Genomic DNA, 19,547 nt, shown 5'->3' on the forward strand with positions numbered 1-19,547 from the left:
TGGCGGCATTAGTGTTGAGTTTTAACTTTTGGTGTAAATGTTAGGTTAAGGAAAAAGGTATTTTTGTGGATAACAAACTAGCAGAAGCAAGAAACTTTTTTGATCTAAATGGCCTGAACAATATACGTCAGCAAGCTAATCAAACTGATCAAGCGTCAAAAAAGGCAGCGTTAAAAGAAGCTGCGCAGCAATTTGAATCTATTTTCATGCAAATGCTGCTAAAGAGCATGCGTAGCGCACAGGAAGTACTTGAAGCTGATAGCCCGTTTAACTCGCAATCAACTAAATTTTATCGCGACATGCAAGATCAGCAAATGGCGCTTGATATGTCGAACAAGGGCACGCTTGGCTTAGCAGAACTGATTGAGCGCCAATTAGGCGGTGGCGATGGTTCTTTTACGCCGCGTTCAGTAATTCGCACTGATCACCAAGCACCCGCTAGTCAAAAGGTTGAGGGTGACGTCGCTCGCTTAGCTGAGCAATTTTTATCTGGTGCTGAGAAAAGCGCCGATAAGGTGTCAAATAATCGTCAAGCTGGCACTCAAGTTCCATTAGCAAAAGCGAATAGCGTCGTCAAAACATCAGAAAAATCTTCTCCAGAATTTAACCAACCTCAAGATTTTGTTACCGCGTTAACCGAGCCTGCAAAACAAGTTGAACGCCAGCTTGGGGTGCCATTCCAAGTAGTAATAGCCCAAGCCGCTTTAGAAACTGGCTGGGGCCAAAAAATTATCAAAAACAGTGACGGCACAAGTTCTAACAATCTCTTTAATATCAAGGCAGACAGCCGCTGGACTGGCGAGAAAGCGCAGAAAGACACACTGGAGTTTGAACAGGGCAGTTTGGTTAAGAAAAACGAGCCTTTCCGTGTCTACAACAGTATTAGCGAGAGCGTTAACGACTACGTTAATTTCCTTTCTTCAGGTACGCGTTATCAAGACGCATTAGCAAAACCTGACAATGTGGAACACTTCCTGCAAGGACTACAGAAAGCCGGATATGCGACGGATCCTAACTACGCAAACAAAATTTTAGGAACGTTGAAGTCGGTGAGTAATTTTCTGAACCAATAAACTGTTATCGAGTGCTTTGTCCTCGGTAATCGAGGAGCGTAAAGCATGACTGTCAACTTGTATCAAACTGGTGTTAGCGGCTTATTGTCGGCGCAACAACAGTTAGCTACAACCGGCCATAACATTGCCAATGTTAATACCGATGGCTACAGCCGACAACGTGCTGAGCAGTCGCCAACGCAAGCGCTTCAATCGGGTGGCAACTTTATTGGTACGGGTACTTATGTCGCTGATATTTCAAGGTTGTACGACCAATTTGCTTACCGTGAGCAAGTTATTAATCAATCCAATTTAGGGGCTGCCAATGCCAGCAACGCGAGTTTAACGCAGCTTAATGGTATTTTAGGCTCGGCAGGCGGGGCCATTACTAGCTCTATTGAACAGTTTTATCAGTCTATTAACTCTATCGCTGACAATCCGTCAGATCCTGCTCTGCGAAGCATTGCGCTTAATCAAGCCAAAACCTTGACGACAAATTTTAATAATTTGAATGACAGTTTTGATCGTATTGAAACGGCAACCAATGGTGAAATTGAAGAGATTGCTAAGCAGATTTCAGAGATATCAACTGAACTTGCCAATATTAATGAGCAAATACTTCATACAAACTCACCAGGCCAGCCTGGGCAACCAAATGACTTGCTGGATGAGCGCGACAGGTTAATTAATCAATTAGCTGAATTTACCAGTGTAAATACCGTAACAGATGCCAATGGCGTGATGACGGTAATGATTGGTAGCGGCAATACACTTGTTGCTGGAACAACTCCTTTGAGCTTACAAGTTGTGCCGGGCGATCCAGACCCTTTGCAAACACAAGTGGCTATCGCTAGTAAAAATACCACAATTCCGCTTAAGCAAGACTCCTTAGGTGGTTCGTTAGGCGCAAAAATAAAATTTAGAGATGAAGATTTAGCGCAGGCGCGCAGTCAAATAAACCGAGTTGCATTGGTATTATCAGAAACGCTTAATGGCGCTCAACGTCAAGGTTTAGACTTAAACCAAGGGCAAGGCGCTAACTTTTTCCGTGACATTAATGACACAACAAACCAAACATCACGGATTCTTCCTTACTCTGGTAATTCAACACCTGGACTACAAGCAGGCATTGAAATTACAAATGTGTCGCAGTTGCCGACAAATGACTTTGATCTCTCTTTTGATGGTGCTAACTATCAATTAACGAATCTTGCTGACGGTACCACCACTAACCTCGGTGCACCTGGTTCTGGTACTTATACCACAAGTTTTGGTTTTAACTTTGTTGAAAACTCCGGTACACCAGCAGCAGGAGACAGGTTCACTATTCGTCCGACTGAAAATAGCGCAGCTTTGATGCAAGTTGAGCTAACCGACGGTAAAGCGATTGCTGCCAGTTCTGCAGTTAGTGTTACTGCATCAAGCAATAATGTCAGCGCAGGTGAAGTTGAAATTGTTGCAGTGGCAGACCCTGTTGCAGCTCGAGCAGCAGCTCCTTTGCGAGTTAATGTATTAGAAAGTCCTGCGGGTTCGGGCACTTTTAATTACACCATTACCAACCTGACAACAAACACAACATCGGCACCCGCTGCGTACACGCCGCCATCACAGCAGATACAACTGCCGGCAGCTCCAGCAACCGCGGCATTTACCATTGAAATCTCAGGGAGACCGTCTGGTCAGGCACCTAATGGTCCTGAGCAATTTACCATTAGCGATGCCTTTGGCACAGGTAATGGAGAAAATGCGAAATTTATCGCCGATACCAGAGAGCAGGGCATTATCAACGGCGGCCGAGAGAGCTTTAGTCAAAGTATTGGCATTACCACGGCACAGGTTGGTAGCCAAGCAAAAGCCGCAGAGCTTGGAGCAGAAACATCGCAAGCGCTATTTACCCAAGCTTTTAATCGCAATCAAGAAACTTCTGGTGTGAATTTGGATGAAGAGGCAGCCAATTTATTGCGCTTTCAGCAGGCATATCAAGCTTCATCACGGGTGGTTTCAGTCGCTAACACTATTTTTGACACCTTGCTATCGGCAGTAGGTTAAAGGCTAAGGAATAAACAATGAGAGTTTCAACTGCACAGTTTTATTTTCAAAACAGTCAACAAATTAGTCAGCAACAGTCAAATGTTAATGAGCAAACACAATACTTGTCTTCAGGTAAGCGTGTTTTAAGCGCAAAAGATGATGCGGTAAATTTTGGCACCTTAACGGGGTTAAAAGGAGAGTTGTCAAGTATTGAGCAGTTTGAACGAAACATCACTATTGCTGAAAACAGAAACAGCCTACAAGAAACCTCTTTTTCGTCGGCAATCAAAGTACTTGAAACCCTAAAACAGAGGTTTATCCAAGCCAACAATGGTGTGCTTGGTGATAACGATTTAGCGTCAATTGCACAGGTGGCAGACAATTCTTTCGAACAATTATTGGATATCGCCAATAACAAAGATGATACCGGTGGTTTTATTTTTGCGGGTTTCCAAACTAATCAACAGCCGTTTATTCGTCAGCCTGATAATTCTGTGGTCTATAACGGTGATAATGGCGTTAGAGAGCTTTCGATTGGCAGTAATGTTGATGTCACCTTAAATCAGCCAGGTGATAAAGCATTTTTAAATGTTGAGAATCCTACCGGTGATTTTTCTGCCAATTACTTGGCTAATACATCAGGTATTTCCTTGCAGTCAGCTGTGGTTGCAAATCGCGGTGCCTATAACACTACCACCAATCCCCCTGATTACACTTTTAATTTTACCTCAGCTACAGACCTAACGGTGACAGATAGCCTAGGCAATACCGTTTTTAATACCAATACCTATGCGGCAGGGCAAACGGTTGCCTTCAACGGATTAGAAGTTCAAATAAGCGGCAACCCATTGCCGGGTGACAGTTTTGAGTTGCAGCCTGATGAAGAAGTGAGTGTTTTTGAGACAGTTGGTGCGGCATTAGATTGGATAAAGCAGGGAACAAATCCTGCAAACCCAACTCAGCACGGAGTCGATCACGCCGAAATTTTGGCGAACATTGATGCGTCAATTAATCACCTGTTAGCACGTCAAGCGGAAGCGGGTGTTAATCGCCAACTTATTGATAGTCAAAAAAATATCCATGCAGACAACGAGTTAATCATAGAAGGTAGCCGTTCTGGTATTGAAGATTTGGACTTTGCTAAAGCAGTCAGTGATTTTCAACAGTCACAGACCGCGCTGCAAGCGGCTCAGCAGACATTTGTACAAGTCAGAGAGTTAAGTCTATTTAACTTTATTTAATTTTATTAGAAATTTTTATGCTGGTTTGTTTTATTTGGCACAACATGTGCATTAAATCGAGTATCAGCACAATTTAGTGTCAAATTTTAAACCTGTGGTTCCATCAACCTGTTATCAGCAAGCGAACCGCAACCTAGATTAGGAGATGATAACAATGGCTTTAGTTGTTAACAGTAATGTGTCGTCATTGAATGCTCAGCGTCAATTAAGCCGCTCAACTGATGAATTAGGGACTTCATTCGAGCGTCTGTCTTCGGGTAAGCGTATTAATAGCGCAAGAGATGATGCGGCGGGCTTGCAAATATCTAGTCGTTTAACTTCACAGGTAAACGGTCTAAATCAAGCGTCTCGAAATGCTAATGATGCGATTTCATTAGCACAAACCGCGGAAGGCGCTTTAGAAGAGTACACCAATACTATCCAGCGTATGCGTACTTTGGCGGTTCAAGCGTCAAACGGCTCTAACTCAACTGCAGATAGAATTGCATTGAATACTGAATTTACAGCGCTAGAAGATGAGCTAACTAGGATATCTACAGATACTGAGTTTGGTGGAGTGAAGTTATTGCAAGGTACTTACAGTGAACAATTCCAAGTAGGTGCTAATGCAGGTCAAACAATTCGAGTAGACATTTCAACTAACTTTGCTAGCGGTACCATCGGTGCATCTGGTTCTCTGTCAACCTTTGACGGCGCTCAGACTGCTATTGAGAACTTAGATAGTGTTTTAGCAACGGTAAACACAACGCGAGCCAACTTAGGTGCCGCGCAAAACCGCTTTAGTTCAGTTATTCGAAGTAACGACAACACTTCGCAGAATGTTTCAGCATCACGTTCACGTATTGAAGACACTGACTACGCTGCTGAATCAGCTGCATTAGCAAGAAACAACGTCTTACAACAAGCATCAAGCACAATATTATCTCAGGCTAATCAGCAGCCTCAGATTGCACTAAGTTTGCTGCAATAGAGACATCGGGGGGCCTCTAATACACTAATAAGCGAATGGGTGTTACACAGGTAATAGCTGCTTAGCTTAAAGGTAAAGGCCTAATAATAAATCAATAAGTATTTAAATTATTAAATCAAATTAGAGGCTTTATTCCGATAAAGGATTAAAGAAAAATTATGGCTTTAGTTGTTAACAGTAATGTATCTTCTTTAAATGCTCAGCGTCAGTTAAGTCGTTCAACTGATGACCTAGGTACATCTTATGAGCGTCTTTCTTCTGGTAAACGCATCAATAGTGCAAAAGATGATGCGGCAGGTTTACAAATCTCTAGTCGTTTAACTTCACAGGTAAACGGTTTGAATCAAGCGTCTCGAAATGCCAATGATGCGATTTCTTTAGCGCAAACAGCTGAGGGCGCATTAGAAGAGTATACGAATACTATACAGCGTATGCGTACGTTAGCAGTTCAAGCCTCTAATGGATCTAACTCAACCGCTGACCGAGTTGCGCTAGATACAGAGTATACTGCGCTTGAAGCTGAGCTTACTCGGATTTCCACAGATGCAGAATTTGGTGGCGTTAAGTTACTTAACGGAACATATGCAGAAACCTTTCAGGTGGGTGCTAATGCTGGCCAGGTTATTTCTGTAAGCATTAACCAAAACTTTAATAACACGACAATGCTGGGTTCTGCGAGTAACCTACTGACATTCTCTGCAGCGCAAACTGCAATTGAACGATTGGATAGTGCCCTAGCAACAGTTAACTCGACAAGGGCAGATCTAGGTGCTGCACAAAACCGCTTTAGTTCTGTAATTCGCAGTAACGATAACACTGCGCAAAACGTGTCGGCTTCTCGTTCGCGTATCGAAGATACTGACTACGCTGCTGAGTCAGCAGCACTGGCAAGAAGTAACGTACTTCAACAGGCTTCAAGTACGATTTTAGCTCAGGCTAACCAGCAGCCTCAAATCGCACTGAGTTTGCTGCAGTAAACAACTAAAACTAATGGTTACTTTAAAGCTCGCTATGCGGGCTTTTTACTTTCAGTTAGTAGTCTTTTACTTGTACAAGGCGGCCGAATATCAAAAATAGGCGGGCGTTAGATAAAAAACTTAAAGTTTTATTTAATGCAGTCGATATCATAAATAACAGAGGACACATCAGCAGGGTTGACCTCTATATTTACTTAAATATTTAGGGACAATTCTCGGAGGAAAAATATTATGGCTTTAGTAGTAAACAGTAATATTCAATCATTGAACTCTCAGCGACAGCTTTCTCGTTCTACCAATGACTTAGGCACAAGCTTTGAACGTTTATCATCAGGTAAGCGAATCAACAGTGCACGAGACGATGCGGCTGGTTTGCAAATCTCAAGCCGTCTAACTTCGCAAGTTAACGGTCTTAACCAAGCATCTCGAAACGCAAACGATGCAATTTCACTAGCACAAACAGCGGAAGGTGCGTTAGAGGAATATACGAATACCGTACAGCGTATGCGTACCTTGGCGGTACAAGCGTCGAATGGTTCAAACTCTACTGCTGATAGAACTGCGTTAAACACGGAATTTACTGCGCTTGAAAGTGAGCTTAGCCGTATCGCTGAACAAACCAGCTTCGGTGGCGTATCACTGCTTGACGGCTCATATGCAAATGAATTCCAGATTGGTGCTAATGCCGGTCAAACGATTTCTGTTAGTGTTACTCAAAACTTCTCTGCGACGACTATAGGCGCTGAGGGGTCATTGACCTCTTTCGCTGATGCGCAATCATCAATTACTAACTTAGATAGTGTACTTGCAACCGTAAACGAAACTCGCGCTAACTTGGGTGCGGCGCAAAACCGTTTTAGCTCTGTTATTCGAAGTAACGACAATACTGCACAAAACGTATCAGCATCTCGTTCACGTATTGAAGATACAGACTATGCGGCAGAATCGGCTAATCTAGCACGAAATAACGTATTGCAGCAGGCGGCGAGTTCACTATTGGCGCAGGCAAATCAGCAACCACAGATCGCTCTGTCGTTACTGTAATCACTTCAGTAGTATTCACATTAGTTCAAAGGCTCTGCGTGTTAGAGCCTTTTTTATTGCGTTCGTAGAGGTTAAAAAGTAGAGAGTAGAAGGTTAATTTTACTTGTAATACCAAACTTTATCGTGGAGTTTATTGTAAGTAAGTTATGCCAAGTTAAATTGTCAGCATGTTCCTTTCTAGCCAAAATAAAAATAACCCTAAAAAAGATTAAAGTTATATTACGGGGGGTCGATAAGCTAATTAACTGGGTAGAACATTATAGATTGTAATTCCTACCGTTAATTATATTTAAGGCTTTTTGACGAGGCATATTATGGCTTTAGTAGTAAACAGTAATATTCAATCATTGAACTCTCAGCGACAGCTTTCTCGTTCTACCAATGACTTAGGCACAAGCTTTGAACGCTTATCATCAGGTAAGCGAATCAACAGTGCACGAGACGATGCCGCTGGCTTGCAGATCTCAAGTCGTCTAACTTCGCAAGTAAACGGTCTTAATCAAGCATCTCGAAACGCAAACGATGCGATTTCACTAGCACAGACAGCAGAAGGTGCGTTAGAGGAATATACTAATACCGTACAGCGTATGCGTACCTTAGCGGTACAAGCATCAAATGGTTCAAACTCATCTGCTGATAGAATTGCGTTAAACACGGAATATACAGCGCTTGAAAGTGAGCTTAGCCGTATAGCTGAACAAACCAGCTTCGGTGGCGTGTCACTACTTGACGGCTCATACGCAAATGAATTCCAGATTGGTGCTAATGCCGGTCAAACGATTTCTGTTAGTGTCACTCAAAACTTCTCAGCGACGACTATAGGTGCTGAGGGGTCATTGACCTCTTTCGCTGATGCGCAATCATCAATTACTAACTTAGATAGTGTACTTGCAACCGTAAACGAAACTCGCGCTAATTTAGGTGCTTCACAAAACCGTTTTAGCTCTGTTATTCGAAGTAACGACAATACTGCACAAAACGTATCAGCATCTCGTTCACGTATTGAAGATACAGACTATGCAGCAGAATCGGCTAATCTAGCACGAAACAACGTATTGCAGCAGGCGGCGAGTTCACTATTGGCGCAGGCAAATCAGCAACCACAGATCGCATTGTCGTTATTGTAAACACTTTAGTTGTATTGACATTTATTCAAAGGCTCTACTTGTTAGAGCCTTTTTATTGTGTGTCGCCTTTGGGGGATATTAATTTTAAAAAAAATTTAAAGTTAATAACGAAGGTGCCGATAAGTAATTAACAGGGCCAGAATCTAGTGTTAGGCCTCCATCATTAACATAAGTTACTCCGAGGCAGATTATGGCTTTAGTTGTAAATAGTAATATTCAATCATTGAACTCTCAGCGTCAGCTTTCTCGTTCTACCAATGATTTAGGCACAAGCTTTGAGCGCTTATCGTCAGGTAAGCGAATCAACAGTGCACGAGATGATGCCGCTGGTCTTCAAATCTCAAGCCGCTTAACTTCCCAAATTAACGGCTTAAACCAAGGTACGCGTAATGCCAACGATGCTATCTCGTTGGCACAAACAGCTGAAGGTGCTTTGGAAGAATATACCAATACAATCCAGCGTATGCGTACATTAGCAGTTCAATCATCAAACGGCTCTAACTCTACTGCTGATAGAATTGCACTAAATACAGAGTACACGGCACTTGAGTCAGAACTAACACGTATTTCTGATCAAACTAGCTTTGGTGGTGTGTCGTTGCTTAATGGTGAGTACAGTGAGCGATTCCAAGTAGGTGCTAATGCTGGCCAAACCATTTCAATTTCTATCACTCAGAACTTTGATAATACGTCTGTGTTAGGTGCTGGTGGTGGTGTATCCAGTTTTGATAAAGCACAATCGGCTATTGCTAAACTAGACAGTGCGTTAGAAGTTGTGAATACAACGCGTTCAAACCTGGGTGCTGCGCAAAACCGGTTCAGTTCAGTTATCCGGAGTAATGACAACACCGCACAAAACGTATCAGCATCACGTTCACGTATCGAAGATACTGATTACGCAGCAGAGTCAGCGAACTTGGCACGTAATAACGTGCTGCAGCAGGCAGCGAGTTCGTTGTTAGCTCAGGCTAACCAGCAGCCACAAATCGCACTTTCATTGCTATAATTTCTTTAAATGTGTGCTCTTGTATAAGTTGGCACTATTTTCTTCAAAACGCTCGATGTAGTTCATCGGGCGTTTTTCATTTTAGGGTCATACGGAGGGGGCACATTGGTGATAAATGCTCATCGATTATAAAGCCATTTTATGGTTGCCTGCCGCCCATTTAATTGCGTACTTATCATGTGTTTTTTAGGTGAGTTTTGCTTTTTCTTGGGTTAATCCACGCCAATTTAAAGGCGATTAACTCATTATTTTTAGTACGCTTAGTCACTTAACAACTACCGCATAAAGTTTCTTAATTTAGCGGTTTAAAAAGTTATTGGTGTTCAATAAGAACTGGCACCTAATTTATGTCACTAAGGCTCTTAACCGCAAAGTCCTTTTTATTGGCCTAATGTTACTGTGTAGCTAAAGTAAACTACGCAAATAATTTAATCTAAAAATCTAAAATTTCCATACCTTTACTGGCTTATTATTTGCTTTGTTTAGTGAAACTTTTCAAGTGGAATTATCTATGGGTGAACATACGCAGGCTGAAGTGCTCAATGTAGGAGAAATTGAATATAAATTAGTGCCTAACCGTTATCTCGTTACCGAAAAAGTTTTTGATGAAAACTTTGGTTATAGAGCTATTTGTGAGCGTGCTAAAGCAGCTTTTGAAAGGACTAGTACCGAAACACCTTTGACAACGGAGCACCTACATTTGTTAAAAGGCCAGCTAGCTTCCGAGGTTTGTCAGTCTGTTATTGATGAGTTTGAGCAAGACCAGCAAGGCATTCGACATGAATCAGTCGCTCAAGTGTTAATCGAGCAGGTCTTTAATGAAGATTTAGATGAGCAAATTCGCTCTTATTTTAACAGCGAATATTGCATTTTTTGGTGGTCTATCGAAAAAGTAGCCTCAACTGATGAACAAAGCTCTGTGTCGGCAAGGTGGCATTGTGATGCAGGTCCGACTAAACATTTAAAGGTTATAGTCTATTTGAACGGTCATGATGAACATAAAAGTGACACCCCTTTTTTAGATAAGCAAGCGACCGATAAATTAAAAGAGATTGGTTATATCTTTAATAATTATAATGATAGAAACACTAATATTACGCCGTTATGTGAGCATTTTAACGTAAATTATAACCCTCAGAGTTTAAAGCCTAGCGTTGGTGATGCCGTTATTTTTAACCCTAATCAAGTCGCCCATCGAGCGTTGCCACCAATACCAGAGAAAACACGTTATGCCCTTCATTTTTGCGTGTTGCCATCGGCATTGCATTGGCGAGATGTGATCGAAAACCGTTATTTTCCCGTTTATGGCTGTCAAGACTTTATGGAATTTGCTGCAATTTGCAAAAAAATGACAACTCAGGCGTTGCTTGAGGAAGACTGCATTGAAATTGCAACAGACTACCAAGTTTCAAACGAACAGCATCTCGAATATTTGTTGGCAAACATCTTTAGCAACATCTCACTAGCAAAGGCGCTGTTTAATCATATAAAAAGTAGTGATTTTGGCGTTGCTGAAAATAATAACTTATTTGCTTTACTGCGCTTTATTAAGAACACCATAATCTCGCAATTTGACAGTAAGCAAATCATTCAAAGTGATTGGGTTAAAGCGTTATCAGAAATAGCGGAGTATGAGAAGAGCTTTCTTGATGCTTCAAACTGCTATCGTATTGATAATAAGCCTAACCCAGCCGCAGTATTTTGGCCGAATCCTGAGCATCAAGCATCGCCTTTATCTAAATTTGATATGCTGCCGTATGTCGAAAAACAGCCCATTATGGATATCAATACGCCTATTGGCTCTGCGGGTAGTTGCTTTGCGTTTGAAATAGCAAAGCACTTACAACAGGCTGGCTACAATTATGTCATTACGGAAAGAAATGATGATGCGCTTTCTGGCTTGGTGGTTGATGGCTACCAACCCGGCGACCAATACGCAAAATTTTGTGCTAATTATGGTCTTCTTTTTAATACTCCAAGCTTTTTACAGCTTGCTGAAAAAGCCTTTGGTGTTCGCCATTTCAATAAATTACTGATCCAACATGAGAGCGGTTATTACCTTGACCCTTATCGGGATAATGTTGCATTCGAAACCAAAGCTGCATACTTAGCTGACTATGATAGCCATCTCGAGGCTGTGCGCAGTGCATTGCTTGAATGCAAAGTATTCATCATTACCCTTGGTTTAAATGAATGTTGGCAACTTCAAGATGGTACATTTTTATCTCGAACCCCTAGAGAGAATATGCATCATTTAGTTAACCATAGAAGCTTAACAGTGCAGGAAAATGTCGATTTCATTCAAGGTTTCTTTAATATTATTAAGCAACATAACCGAGAATTTAAGTTGGTTGTTAGTGTCTCTCCGATACCGCTTTTAGCAACTGGGAGAGCTGATGAGCACCATGTTATTAGCGCTAATTGTTACTCTAAGTCTGTACTTAGGGTCGCAGCAGAGCAACTGGTCGCGAATAATCAAGATATCTATTACTTGCCAAGCTATGAGCTTGTTACTGAATGTTGTCACGATGCCTGGGAGCCAGATAGTAGACACGTTAAACCGAAAACTGTCGCTCGAGTGATTGAAATGTTTAAGGAAATGTACGTACTATAACAGTGCGTATAGTTTTAATGTGTTTGTTCAGTAATTTATATAGATAACGTTATTTTCTTGAAAGCGCTCACTACACACATCTGGGTTTGGGTACTTTAAAACCACGTGTAGATTCTGCGGTTATACCGAGGCTAATCGTTATCTATATTTAACCGTTAGTAGGCTAATGCAAAAAACTATTAAAAAATTCTAAAGTTAATAACGAAGCTGTCGATAAGTAAGTAACAGGGCCAGAATCTAGTGTTAGGCCTCCATCATTAACATAAGTTACTCCGAGGCAGATTATGGCTTTAGTTGTAAATAGTAATATTCAATCATTGAATTCTCAGCGTCAGCTTTCTCGCTCTACCAATGATTTAGGCACAAGCTTTGAACGCTTATCATCAGGTAAGCGAATCAACAGTGCACGAGATGATGCCGCTGGTCTTCAAATCTCAAGTCGCTTAACTTCTCAAATTAACGGCTTAAACCAGGGTACGCGTAATGCCAACGATGCTATCTCGTTGGCACAAACAGCTGAAGGTGCTTTGGAAGAATATACCAATACAATCCAGCGTATGCGTACATTAGCAGTTCAATCATCAAACGGCTCTAACTCTACTGCTGATAGAATTGCACTAAATACAGAGTACACGGCACTTGAGTCAGAACTAACACGTATTTCTGATCAAACTAGCTTTGGTGGTGTGTCGTTGCTTAATGGTGAGTACAGTGAGCGATTCCAAGTAGGTGCTAATGCTGGCCAAACCATTTCAATTTCTATCACTCAGAACTTTGATAATACGTCTGTGTTAGGTGCTGGTGGTGGTGTATCCAGTTTTGATAAAGCACAATCGGCTATTGCTAAACTAGACAGTGCGTTAGAAGTTGTGAATACAACGCGTTCAAACCTGGGTGCTGCGCAAAACCGGTTCAGTTCAGTTATCCGGAGTAATGACAACACCGCACAAAACGTATCAGCATCACGTTCACGTATCGAAGATACTGATTACGCAGCAGAGTCAGCGAACTTGGCACGTAATAACGTGCTGCAGCAGGCAGCGAGTTCATTGTTAGCACAGGCTAACCAGCAGCCACAAATCGCATTGTCATTATTGTAATAGAACTAACAACTGCGTTGTTCATAAAAAGGGCACTGAGATTTCAGTGCCCTTTTTCAGTTTCATTGTGAAGAGATAGCTTGTTTGCCTTTGGTAGTTAAAGCACAAACTAGAGGTTTACTCGTTTAGTAACTGTTCGGAGTTAAGTGAAGTGCTGGTGGATAAATCATCACTTTTTTTTCAAATAAACTTAAAGTTATTTGATAAGTGGTCGATAAATGTTCTAAGAGGCGATCGTAGCTAGTGATTAAACCTCGCAATATTAACTAAAAGGGTTATCCAAGAGGCAAATATTATGGCTTTAGTGGTAAATAGTAATATTCAATCATTGAACTCTCAGCGTCAGCTGTCTCGTTCTACTAATGATTTAGGAACAAGTTTTGAGCGTTTATCTTCAGGCAAGCGCATCAACAGCGCTCGAGATGATGCTGCCGGTTTACAAATTTCAAGCCGTCTAACGTCTCAAATCAATGGCTTAAATCAAGGCACGCGCAACGCCAACGACGCTATATCTTTGGCGCAAACGGCTGAAGGTGCTTTAGAAGAGTACACGAATACAATTCAACGTATGCGAACACTAGCGGTACAAGCGTCGAATGGCTCAAATTCATCTGCTGATAGAATTGCATTAAACACCGAATATACAGCGCTTGAAAATGAGCTATCACGTATTGCAGACCAAACTAGCTTTGGTGGTGTACAGTTACTTAATGGTAGCTATAGTGAGCAATTCCAAGTAGGTGCAAATGCCAACCAATTGATTGCGGTAGAAATTTCAACAAATTTCTCTAGTGGTGCAATTGGTGCTAATGGCGACTTATTAACCTTCAATGCTGCGCAGTCAAGAATTACCGATTTGGATAGTGCTTTAGCTACTGTGAACACTGTTAGGGCAAACCTAGGTGCTGCGCAAAACCGTTTTAGCTCTGTTATTCGAAGTAATGACAACACTGCGCAAAATGTATCAGCATCTCGCTCACGCATTCAAGATACTGATTATGCAGCAGAGTCTGCAAACCTTGCACGTAATAATGTATTACAGCAGGCAGCAAGTTCATTGTTAGCTCAGGCTAACCAGCAGCCACAAATTGCGCTATCATTACTGTAATAAGCCCAATTATTTTGGCATAATTTTAGGGCTCTTTATTGATAAGAGCCCTAATGCGTTCTAGCCACTTAGTAATAGGAGCGGTTATGGAATCTAGTATAAGTATTACAAGGCCAGTATTAGACAACGGGCTTAGCCGTACTAATGATACGGCACAACGAGAAGTCACTCAGCGTGACTTAGGCAATGAAATAGCCGCGGCTGAGGGTCAAGTGAAGACCAATCAGGTAGTCGCAGCCGAAGATATAGTCACAGCAGATGTTTCTGATAATGGTTTAGATAACTCTTCTAGGGAAGTTGAAGAGGCTGAGCTTTCAGAAGCACTAGAAACAGTTTCAAGTTTTATTGAACCTCAGATTAGAAACGTTAATTTTACGCAAGATGATAGCTCTGGCCAGACAGTTATAAAAGTTGTCGATGCACAAAGCCAAGAGCTCATTAAGCAATTCCCGTCAGATGAAATTCTTGAGTTAGCGGAAAGAATTAAAGGTCTACAAGACGAAATCGCCGATAAAACTGGCATACTAATTGATGACAAGGTTTAAGCTTAATTAAGGCTTGTGGTTGAGGGGTCGTCTCTTTTGATAGTATGGCTCAAACTTATTCGATGGAGGCATTATGTCATTTACCAATTTAGGTATTGGTTCAGGTTTACCACTTAACACTTTAGTTGAGGGCTTATTGCAAGCCGAGGCTTTTCCTACAGAGAATAGGCTTAATACCCAGCAAGAGTCCGTAGAGCTTGAATTATCGGGTGTTGGTGCGTTCAGATCTGCGCTTTCTGATTTTCAGTCGACGGTCGATAGGTTAGGTGCAGCTGATGCATTTAACAAGCAAACTGTAACTGCTAGCAACGACAATATTGCTGTTCAAACCAATGGTTTTGCAAGTAACGGCGAATTTGATATTAACGTCCAGCAACTAGCCACTGGCTCACAACTCAAATCAGCAGCGTTTACCTCATCAAGCGATACTGTCGGTAGTGGAACTCTGACATTCTCAGCAGGCTCAAGCACTTTTAACGTTGATATAGATGCCGCTGATAACCTGAGTGCAATCCGAGATAAGATTAATGCCGAGTCTGATAACTTTGGTGTTACAGCAAACATTATCAAAGGCGATGCTGGTACATTCTTAGTACTAAACTCAACTGAAACTGGGGCTGCCAATAGTTTGACGGTCACTAGTTCTGACGCATCATTGGCAGGTATTTCGACAAACAATACAGTAGTTAGAGCTGCTCAAGATGCCATTATTACTATTGATGGTAACACGGCTACTAATTCCTCTAACGAATTTAAGAACTTCATCGAAGATGTCACCATCACTGCCCAAGCGGTAACAACATCGGAAAATACCACTTTATCAATCAGCCAAGATACAGAAAGTGGTCGAGAGCTAATTGATGAGTTTGTTACTAGCTTTAATAGCTTGCAAGATCAGTTAACAGGCCTAGGAGCGCCTAGGCTTGGGCGATTAGCGTTTGATCCTAATGTTAGGCAAGTCAGGCAACAAATTAACGATGTGGTACTCGACACCGTAGCAAATAGCGGCATTGGAAGTTTACAAAACCTAGGGCTCGAACTTAATCGCAGTGGTAAACTTGAAGTTTCTACTTTTAGTTCAGAGAACATTCAAACAGGCGAACAACGGCTAACAGACGCGCTAACTAATAATTTAGATGAAGTTGGCAAGCTTTTTGCAGATACCGATGGTGTCGCTACACGTATTTCAGCAATTGTTGATAACTATGTAGATTCGGATGGTGTACTAACACAGCGTCAAACATCACTAAATGCTCAATTGAGTGACATTAGTGACCAGCGAGCTGCGTTTGCCGAAAGATTAGCTGACTACGAGGCTAGATTGATTGCCCAGTTTACGGCACTAGACTCTGCAGTTGCTGGTTTTAACTCTACTAGAGACTTTGTATCGAATACGTTGAGTAGCTCATCATCAAACAACAATAATAACTAATAGTAGTAAAGCTTAAAGCTTATTAGTTATCGAAGTGAAAAGGTATCAATTATGAGAAATAACCTAAGAGCTTATCAAAAAGTAAATAGAGAAAGCGGTTTATCGGCAGCTGACCCTCATACCGTAATATTAATGCTTTATAACGGTCTCCTTGAGAATATTTCAATAGGAAAGGGTGCTATCGAGCGAAAAGATTTAGCGCTAAAGTCAACTGCATTATCAAAGGCTGTTAATATTCTAAACTCTTTGATTGATTCTTTAGATAAAGAGTCTGAACCAGCTATTTCTGACAATTTTAATACTTTATATGGTTATTGTATTGAACAAATCATGTCAGCGAGCACCTCACTTGATACTGCACAGCTAGACCAAGTGTCTGAGTTTCTTATTCCATTACGCGATGCATGGCAAAATATTTCTGAGCAAGATAAGCAGGCTGGTTTTGCCAAGCTTAATGAGAGAGATAAAAATCGTCCTGTCGGCAATATAGGTACTTAAGGTGTTGGCAAAAAAGTTTCAACGGGCTAGGCGTTTAACAGATCAAATTGCCGAGTTTGTTGAAGCTTTCAATATCGAAGGTTGTCAACTTTTACTTGCGCAACGGCTGACGTTATTGACAGAAATCAAGTCAGAGCTTGAATCATACACACCAGAAAACAAAGCATTACGTGTCGAGTTCGAAGAGCTGTTATTATGGATAGAAGAACAAGATAAACAACCTCAAGAAAAAGCCGAAGATTTCAAAAATAAGTACCAAGATAAGCTTAAAAAGCAAAAAAAGACTAACTTTGCTATCAAGCAATATACCTCCCTTTAATTTCATTACATTAAATTTTTATTTTTAGGTTTCAGTCATGTCAGAAAATGATGAGTCGATTAGTATCCTTGAAAAGCTAGCTAAACTTGAGGTAAAAGCTAACGAAATTAAGCAGCAACTAACTCGCCAAAGCCAAGATGAATCAACATTGCAGGTGATAGCTGATCGGCTTTCTCTAGTTGCTCATAGCGACGATATGTTGTGGCAGCAATTTCAAAATAATATGGCCGCTTTTCAGCAGTTTGATCCTAATGTCTATGACTTCTTCAAAGACTATGAGCCAAAGCGATTTGTCGTGGATATTGTTGATGGCTTTCCAAATATTTTAGACATCGAAGAAAACGAATATTTATATAATTACCCAGCCTACTTGATTGCTAGAGGACAAGTAGACTCATATAAAGATGAGCCAAAGTCAGCTGGAGCAGCATTTGAAATGAATGATGACAATGAAGCTGGCTTTATCCATTCAGACACTTTGAATCAAATCCTGAAAGTCTTAGTTAATAGGGTTGAAAAAAATGGTGATCAAGTTCGAAAGCTCTCTAAATTAGTCAATTCATTGATGGTTTTTGGTGTTGGTTGTGGTTACCACATCGAGCTATTGAGTATCGAACATGACATAAAAAACCTGTACGTTATTGAGCCTGAGTTAGATGTATTTTACGCATCCTTGTTCATTACTAATTGGGCTCAAGTACTAGAAAAAGTTGAACGATGTGATCTTAAAATTCACTTTTCACTAGGCGCAGAGCAAGAGAGCTTTTTTGAAGAAGTCCGCCGTCAAAGCGACTTGTATGGTCACTATAATATTGCGAAAACATATGGCTTTATTCATTATCACGCAGAGAAAATCAGTGCACTTACGACTGAATTCAAGCAAAGATACGCTGAATTTATTCAAGGGTGGGGCTTTTTCGATGATGCTATGATGGCAACAAGTCATATGTTGACTAGTATCAAGCAAGGTGTTCCGATGGTTAAGAAAAGGAGTTTAAATGAGAACCCCTTGTCTGACTACCCTGTTTTGGTCATCGGTAATGGGCCTTCACTAGACGGTTTAGTTGAATTTATTAAAGCACATCAAGATAAAGCAATCATTGTAAGTTGTGGAACCGCGTTAAGTGCGCTTTATCAATATGGCATCATTCCTGATATTCATTGTGAGCAAGAGCGAACCTATCCTATAGCTAAGCAAATTGAGTATTACTGTCCACCAGAGGTACTAGATAATTTGATTCTTTGGGGGCCATCAACACTGCACCCTGATGTTTACGCAAAATTTCCATTAAAAGTAATGGGACTAAAGGGCGCAGAGCCAACTGCACCTCTTATTATGGAGAGCAGTGTATCAGAGTTGTTTGAGGTACAGCCGTTTATAAATCCAACAGTAGCTAATACAGCCTCTTCTATGGCATTAGCTTTTGGCTTTAACAACATTTACTTACTAGGGGTGGATTTAGGTCATAAAAAAGGTGGCAGTCATCACAGTGCGAAAAGTATGTACTACACCCAAGATGGTGACGATCTTGAAATGTATGACTCAAATGCAGTTTCCGATTTAGAACTTGAAGGAAACTTCGGTGGCGTTTTCCATACAGACTCTTTCTTTGGTGGCTCAAGAAGAACGCTAGAGTACTTGATAGCAGGGTATCCTGAACAAAACTTTTATAATTTGTCTGATGGTGCGCTTATCAAAGGAGCTGTGCCTACACCTTCAGATACAGTGACATTCAATGCAGGTGTAATCGAGAATAAAAAAGAACAATTGTGCTCTATTATGGCTAATTGCAGTCATGCTGGTGAAGAACCTTTATTTGAAGAACTGGCTAATGACTTGGACTATGATGGCTATGAAGCTTTTTGTTTAGCACTGATTGACGCTATTGATAATCTTGAGCGCAATTCAGAAGCTTACTTAGAGTTATTGAAACAGCACTTCTTGATGCTGATTGATGACAAAGTTTGTTTAAGAAATCATCATTATCAAACTCTTAAAGGAACTGTCTTGCATGTTCAAGCGATGCTCGCCCGAATTCTTTTTGAAGCGGTAGATGAACAGGATGCGCTTGATGACTTTGCTTTGGCGGCAATGTATTACAAGCAGTTTTTAAAGGACTCTATCTCCTACTACAAAGAAAACGCGCTAAAACCACATTATTACGACACTAAATGGCTTGCACCTTTGGAAGAGAGTGCTAAGCCAAAGTAAGCGTGATAGCAAGATAGATTGCTTACTTACTCTCACTCTTTACGCCAGCTAGGTGTTGGTTAACACCTAGCTGGTTGATATCGTAACAAATTTACGAATTATTGGATCATTCAAACTGGCCAAATAGATACTGACAAAGGGCTCTAAAATGTCAAAACATTGAGGAACGCTTTGTCTAGGTTCAAATATGACCTTTCTCTCCAATTAAGCTACTAATATTCAAATTGGTAGTAATTAAAGCCTGACATAGATTCAGGGACGTTAACTTTAA

16 protein-coding genes are annotated in these 19,547 nt (G+C 41.1%); all 16 read left to right on the forward strand.

Annotation, left to right across the window (positions count from 1 at the left end; genetic code table 11):
• The first annotated feature begins 65 nt into the window (after positions 1-65).
• The 16 genes from flgJ to DXX92_RS05230 all read left to right on the forward strand — a co-directional run bounded on the left by flgJ (position 66) and on the right by DXX92_RS05230 (position 19,276).
• A complete protein-coding gene (gene flgJ, locus DXX92_RS05155; protein WP_115999468.1) occupies positions 66-1,073 on the forward strand; it encodes a flagellar assembly peptidoglycan hydrolase FlgJ in 1,008 nt (335 codons plus the stop codon).
• Positions 1,074-1,118: 45 nt separating this feature from the next.
• Positions 1,119-3,101: a flagellar hook-associated protein FlgK gene (gene flgK, locus DXX92_RS05160; protein ID WP_115999469.1), complete on the forward strand. Its 1,983-nt coding sequence runs from the start codon at positions 1,119-1,121 to the stop codon at positions 3,099-3,101.
• A gap of 17 nt (positions 3,102-3,118) precedes the next feature.
• On the forward strand, positions 3,119-4,324 hold the full coding sequence (flgL, locus tag DXX92_RS05165; RefSeq protein WP_115999470.1) for a flagellar hook-associated protein FlgL: 1,206 nt from the start codon (positions 3,119-3,121) through the stop codon (positions 4,322-4,324).
• Positions 4,325-4,478: 154 nt separating this feature from the next.
• Positions 4,479-5,294 carry a flagellin gene (locus tag DXX92_RS05170; RefSeq protein ID WP_115999471.1) on the forward strand — a complete coding sequence of 272 codons (816 nt, stop codon included), beginning with the start codon at positions 4,479-4,481 and terminating at the stop codon, positions 5,292-5,294.
• Between the two features lie 158 nt (positions 5,295-5,452).
• Positions 5,453-6,271: a flagellin gene (locus DXX92_RS05175; RefSeq protein WP_115999472.1), complete on the forward strand. Its 819-nt coding sequence runs from the start codon at positions 5,453-5,455 to the stop codon at positions 6,269-6,271.
• A 231-nt stretch (positions 6,272-6,502) separates the two neighbouring features.
• Entirely contained in the window at positions 6,503-7,315 is an 813-nt protein-coding gene (locus DXX92_RS05180; RefSeq protein ID WP_115999473.1) for a flagellin, read from the forward strand.
• Positions 7,316-7,629: 314 nt separating this feature from the next.
• The gene (locus DXX92_RS05185) at positions 7,630-8,442 is read left to right on the forward strand and encodes a flagellin (protein ID WP_115999474.1); all 813 of its coding nucleotides are present in this window, start codon (positions 7,630-7,632) and stop codon (positions 8,440-8,442) included.
• A 190-nt stretch (positions 8,443-8,632) separates the two neighbouring features.
• Positions 8,633-9,448: a flagellin gene (locus tag DXX92_RS05190; RefSeq protein WP_115999475.1), complete on the forward strand. Its 816-nt coding sequence runs from the start codon at positions 8,633-8,635 to the stop codon at positions 9,446-9,448.
• Positions 9,449-9,959: 511 nt separating this feature from the next.
• A complete protein-coding gene (locus DXX92_RS05195; protein ID WP_115999476.1) occupies positions 9,960-12,062 on the forward strand; it encodes a GSCFA domain-containing protein in 2,103 nt (700 codons plus the stop codon).
• A gap of 284 nt (positions 12,063-12,346) precedes the next feature.
• Entirely contained in the window at positions 12,347-13,162 is an 816-nt protein-coding gene (locus DXX92_RS05200; RefSeq protein ID WP_115999475.1) for a flagellin, read from the forward strand.
• 295 nt (positions 13,163-13,457) lie between these two features.
• The gene (locus tag DXX92_RS05205; RefSeq protein WP_115999477.1) at positions 13,458-14,270 is read left to right on the forward strand and encodes a flagellin; all 813 of its coding nucleotides are present in this window, start codon (positions 13,458-13,460) and stop codon (positions 14,268-14,270) included.
• 86 nt (positions 14,271-14,356) lie between these two features.
• Positions 14,357-14,815 carry a flagellar protein FlaG gene (locus DXX92_RS05210; protein WP_181901695.1) on the forward strand — a complete coding sequence of 153 codons (459 nt, stop codon included), beginning with the start codon at positions 14,357-14,359 and terminating at the stop codon, positions 14,813-14,815.
• 73 nt (positions 14,816-14,888) lie between these two features.
• Positions 14,889-16,247: a flagellar filament capping protein FliD gene (gene fliD, locus DXX92_RS05215; protein WP_115999479.1), complete on the forward strand. Its 1,359-nt coding sequence runs from the start codon at positions 14,889-14,891 to the stop codon at positions 16,245-16,247.
• Between the two features lie 51 nt (positions 16,248-16,298).
• A complete protein-coding gene (gene fliS, locus DXX92_RS05220; RefSeq protein ID WP_115999480.1) occupies positions 16,299-16,745 on the forward strand; it encodes a flagellar export chaperone FliS in 447 nt (148 codons plus the stop codon).
• A 4-nt stretch (positions 16,746-16,749) separates the two neighbouring features.
• A complete protein-coding gene (locus tag DXX92_RS05225; protein ID WP_147301932.1) occupies positions 16,750-17,064 on the forward strand; it encodes a hypothetical protein in 315 nt (104 codons plus the stop codon).
• Between the two features lie 196 nt (positions 17,065-17,260).
• Positions 17,261-19,276: a motility associated factor glycosyltransferase family protein gene (locus DXX92_RS05230; RefSeq protein WP_181901696.1), complete on the forward strand. Its 2,016-nt coding sequence runs from the start codon at positions 17,261-17,263 to the stop codon at positions 19,274-19,276.
• The last annotated feature ends 271 nt before the right edge of the window (positions 19,277-19,547 follow it).

It is taken from the genome of Thalassotalea euphylliae (assembly GCF_003390395.1).
GTDB lineage: Bacteria > Pseudomonadota > Gammaproteobacteria > Enterobacterales > Alteromonadaceae > Thalassotalea_F > Thalassotalea_F euphylliae_C.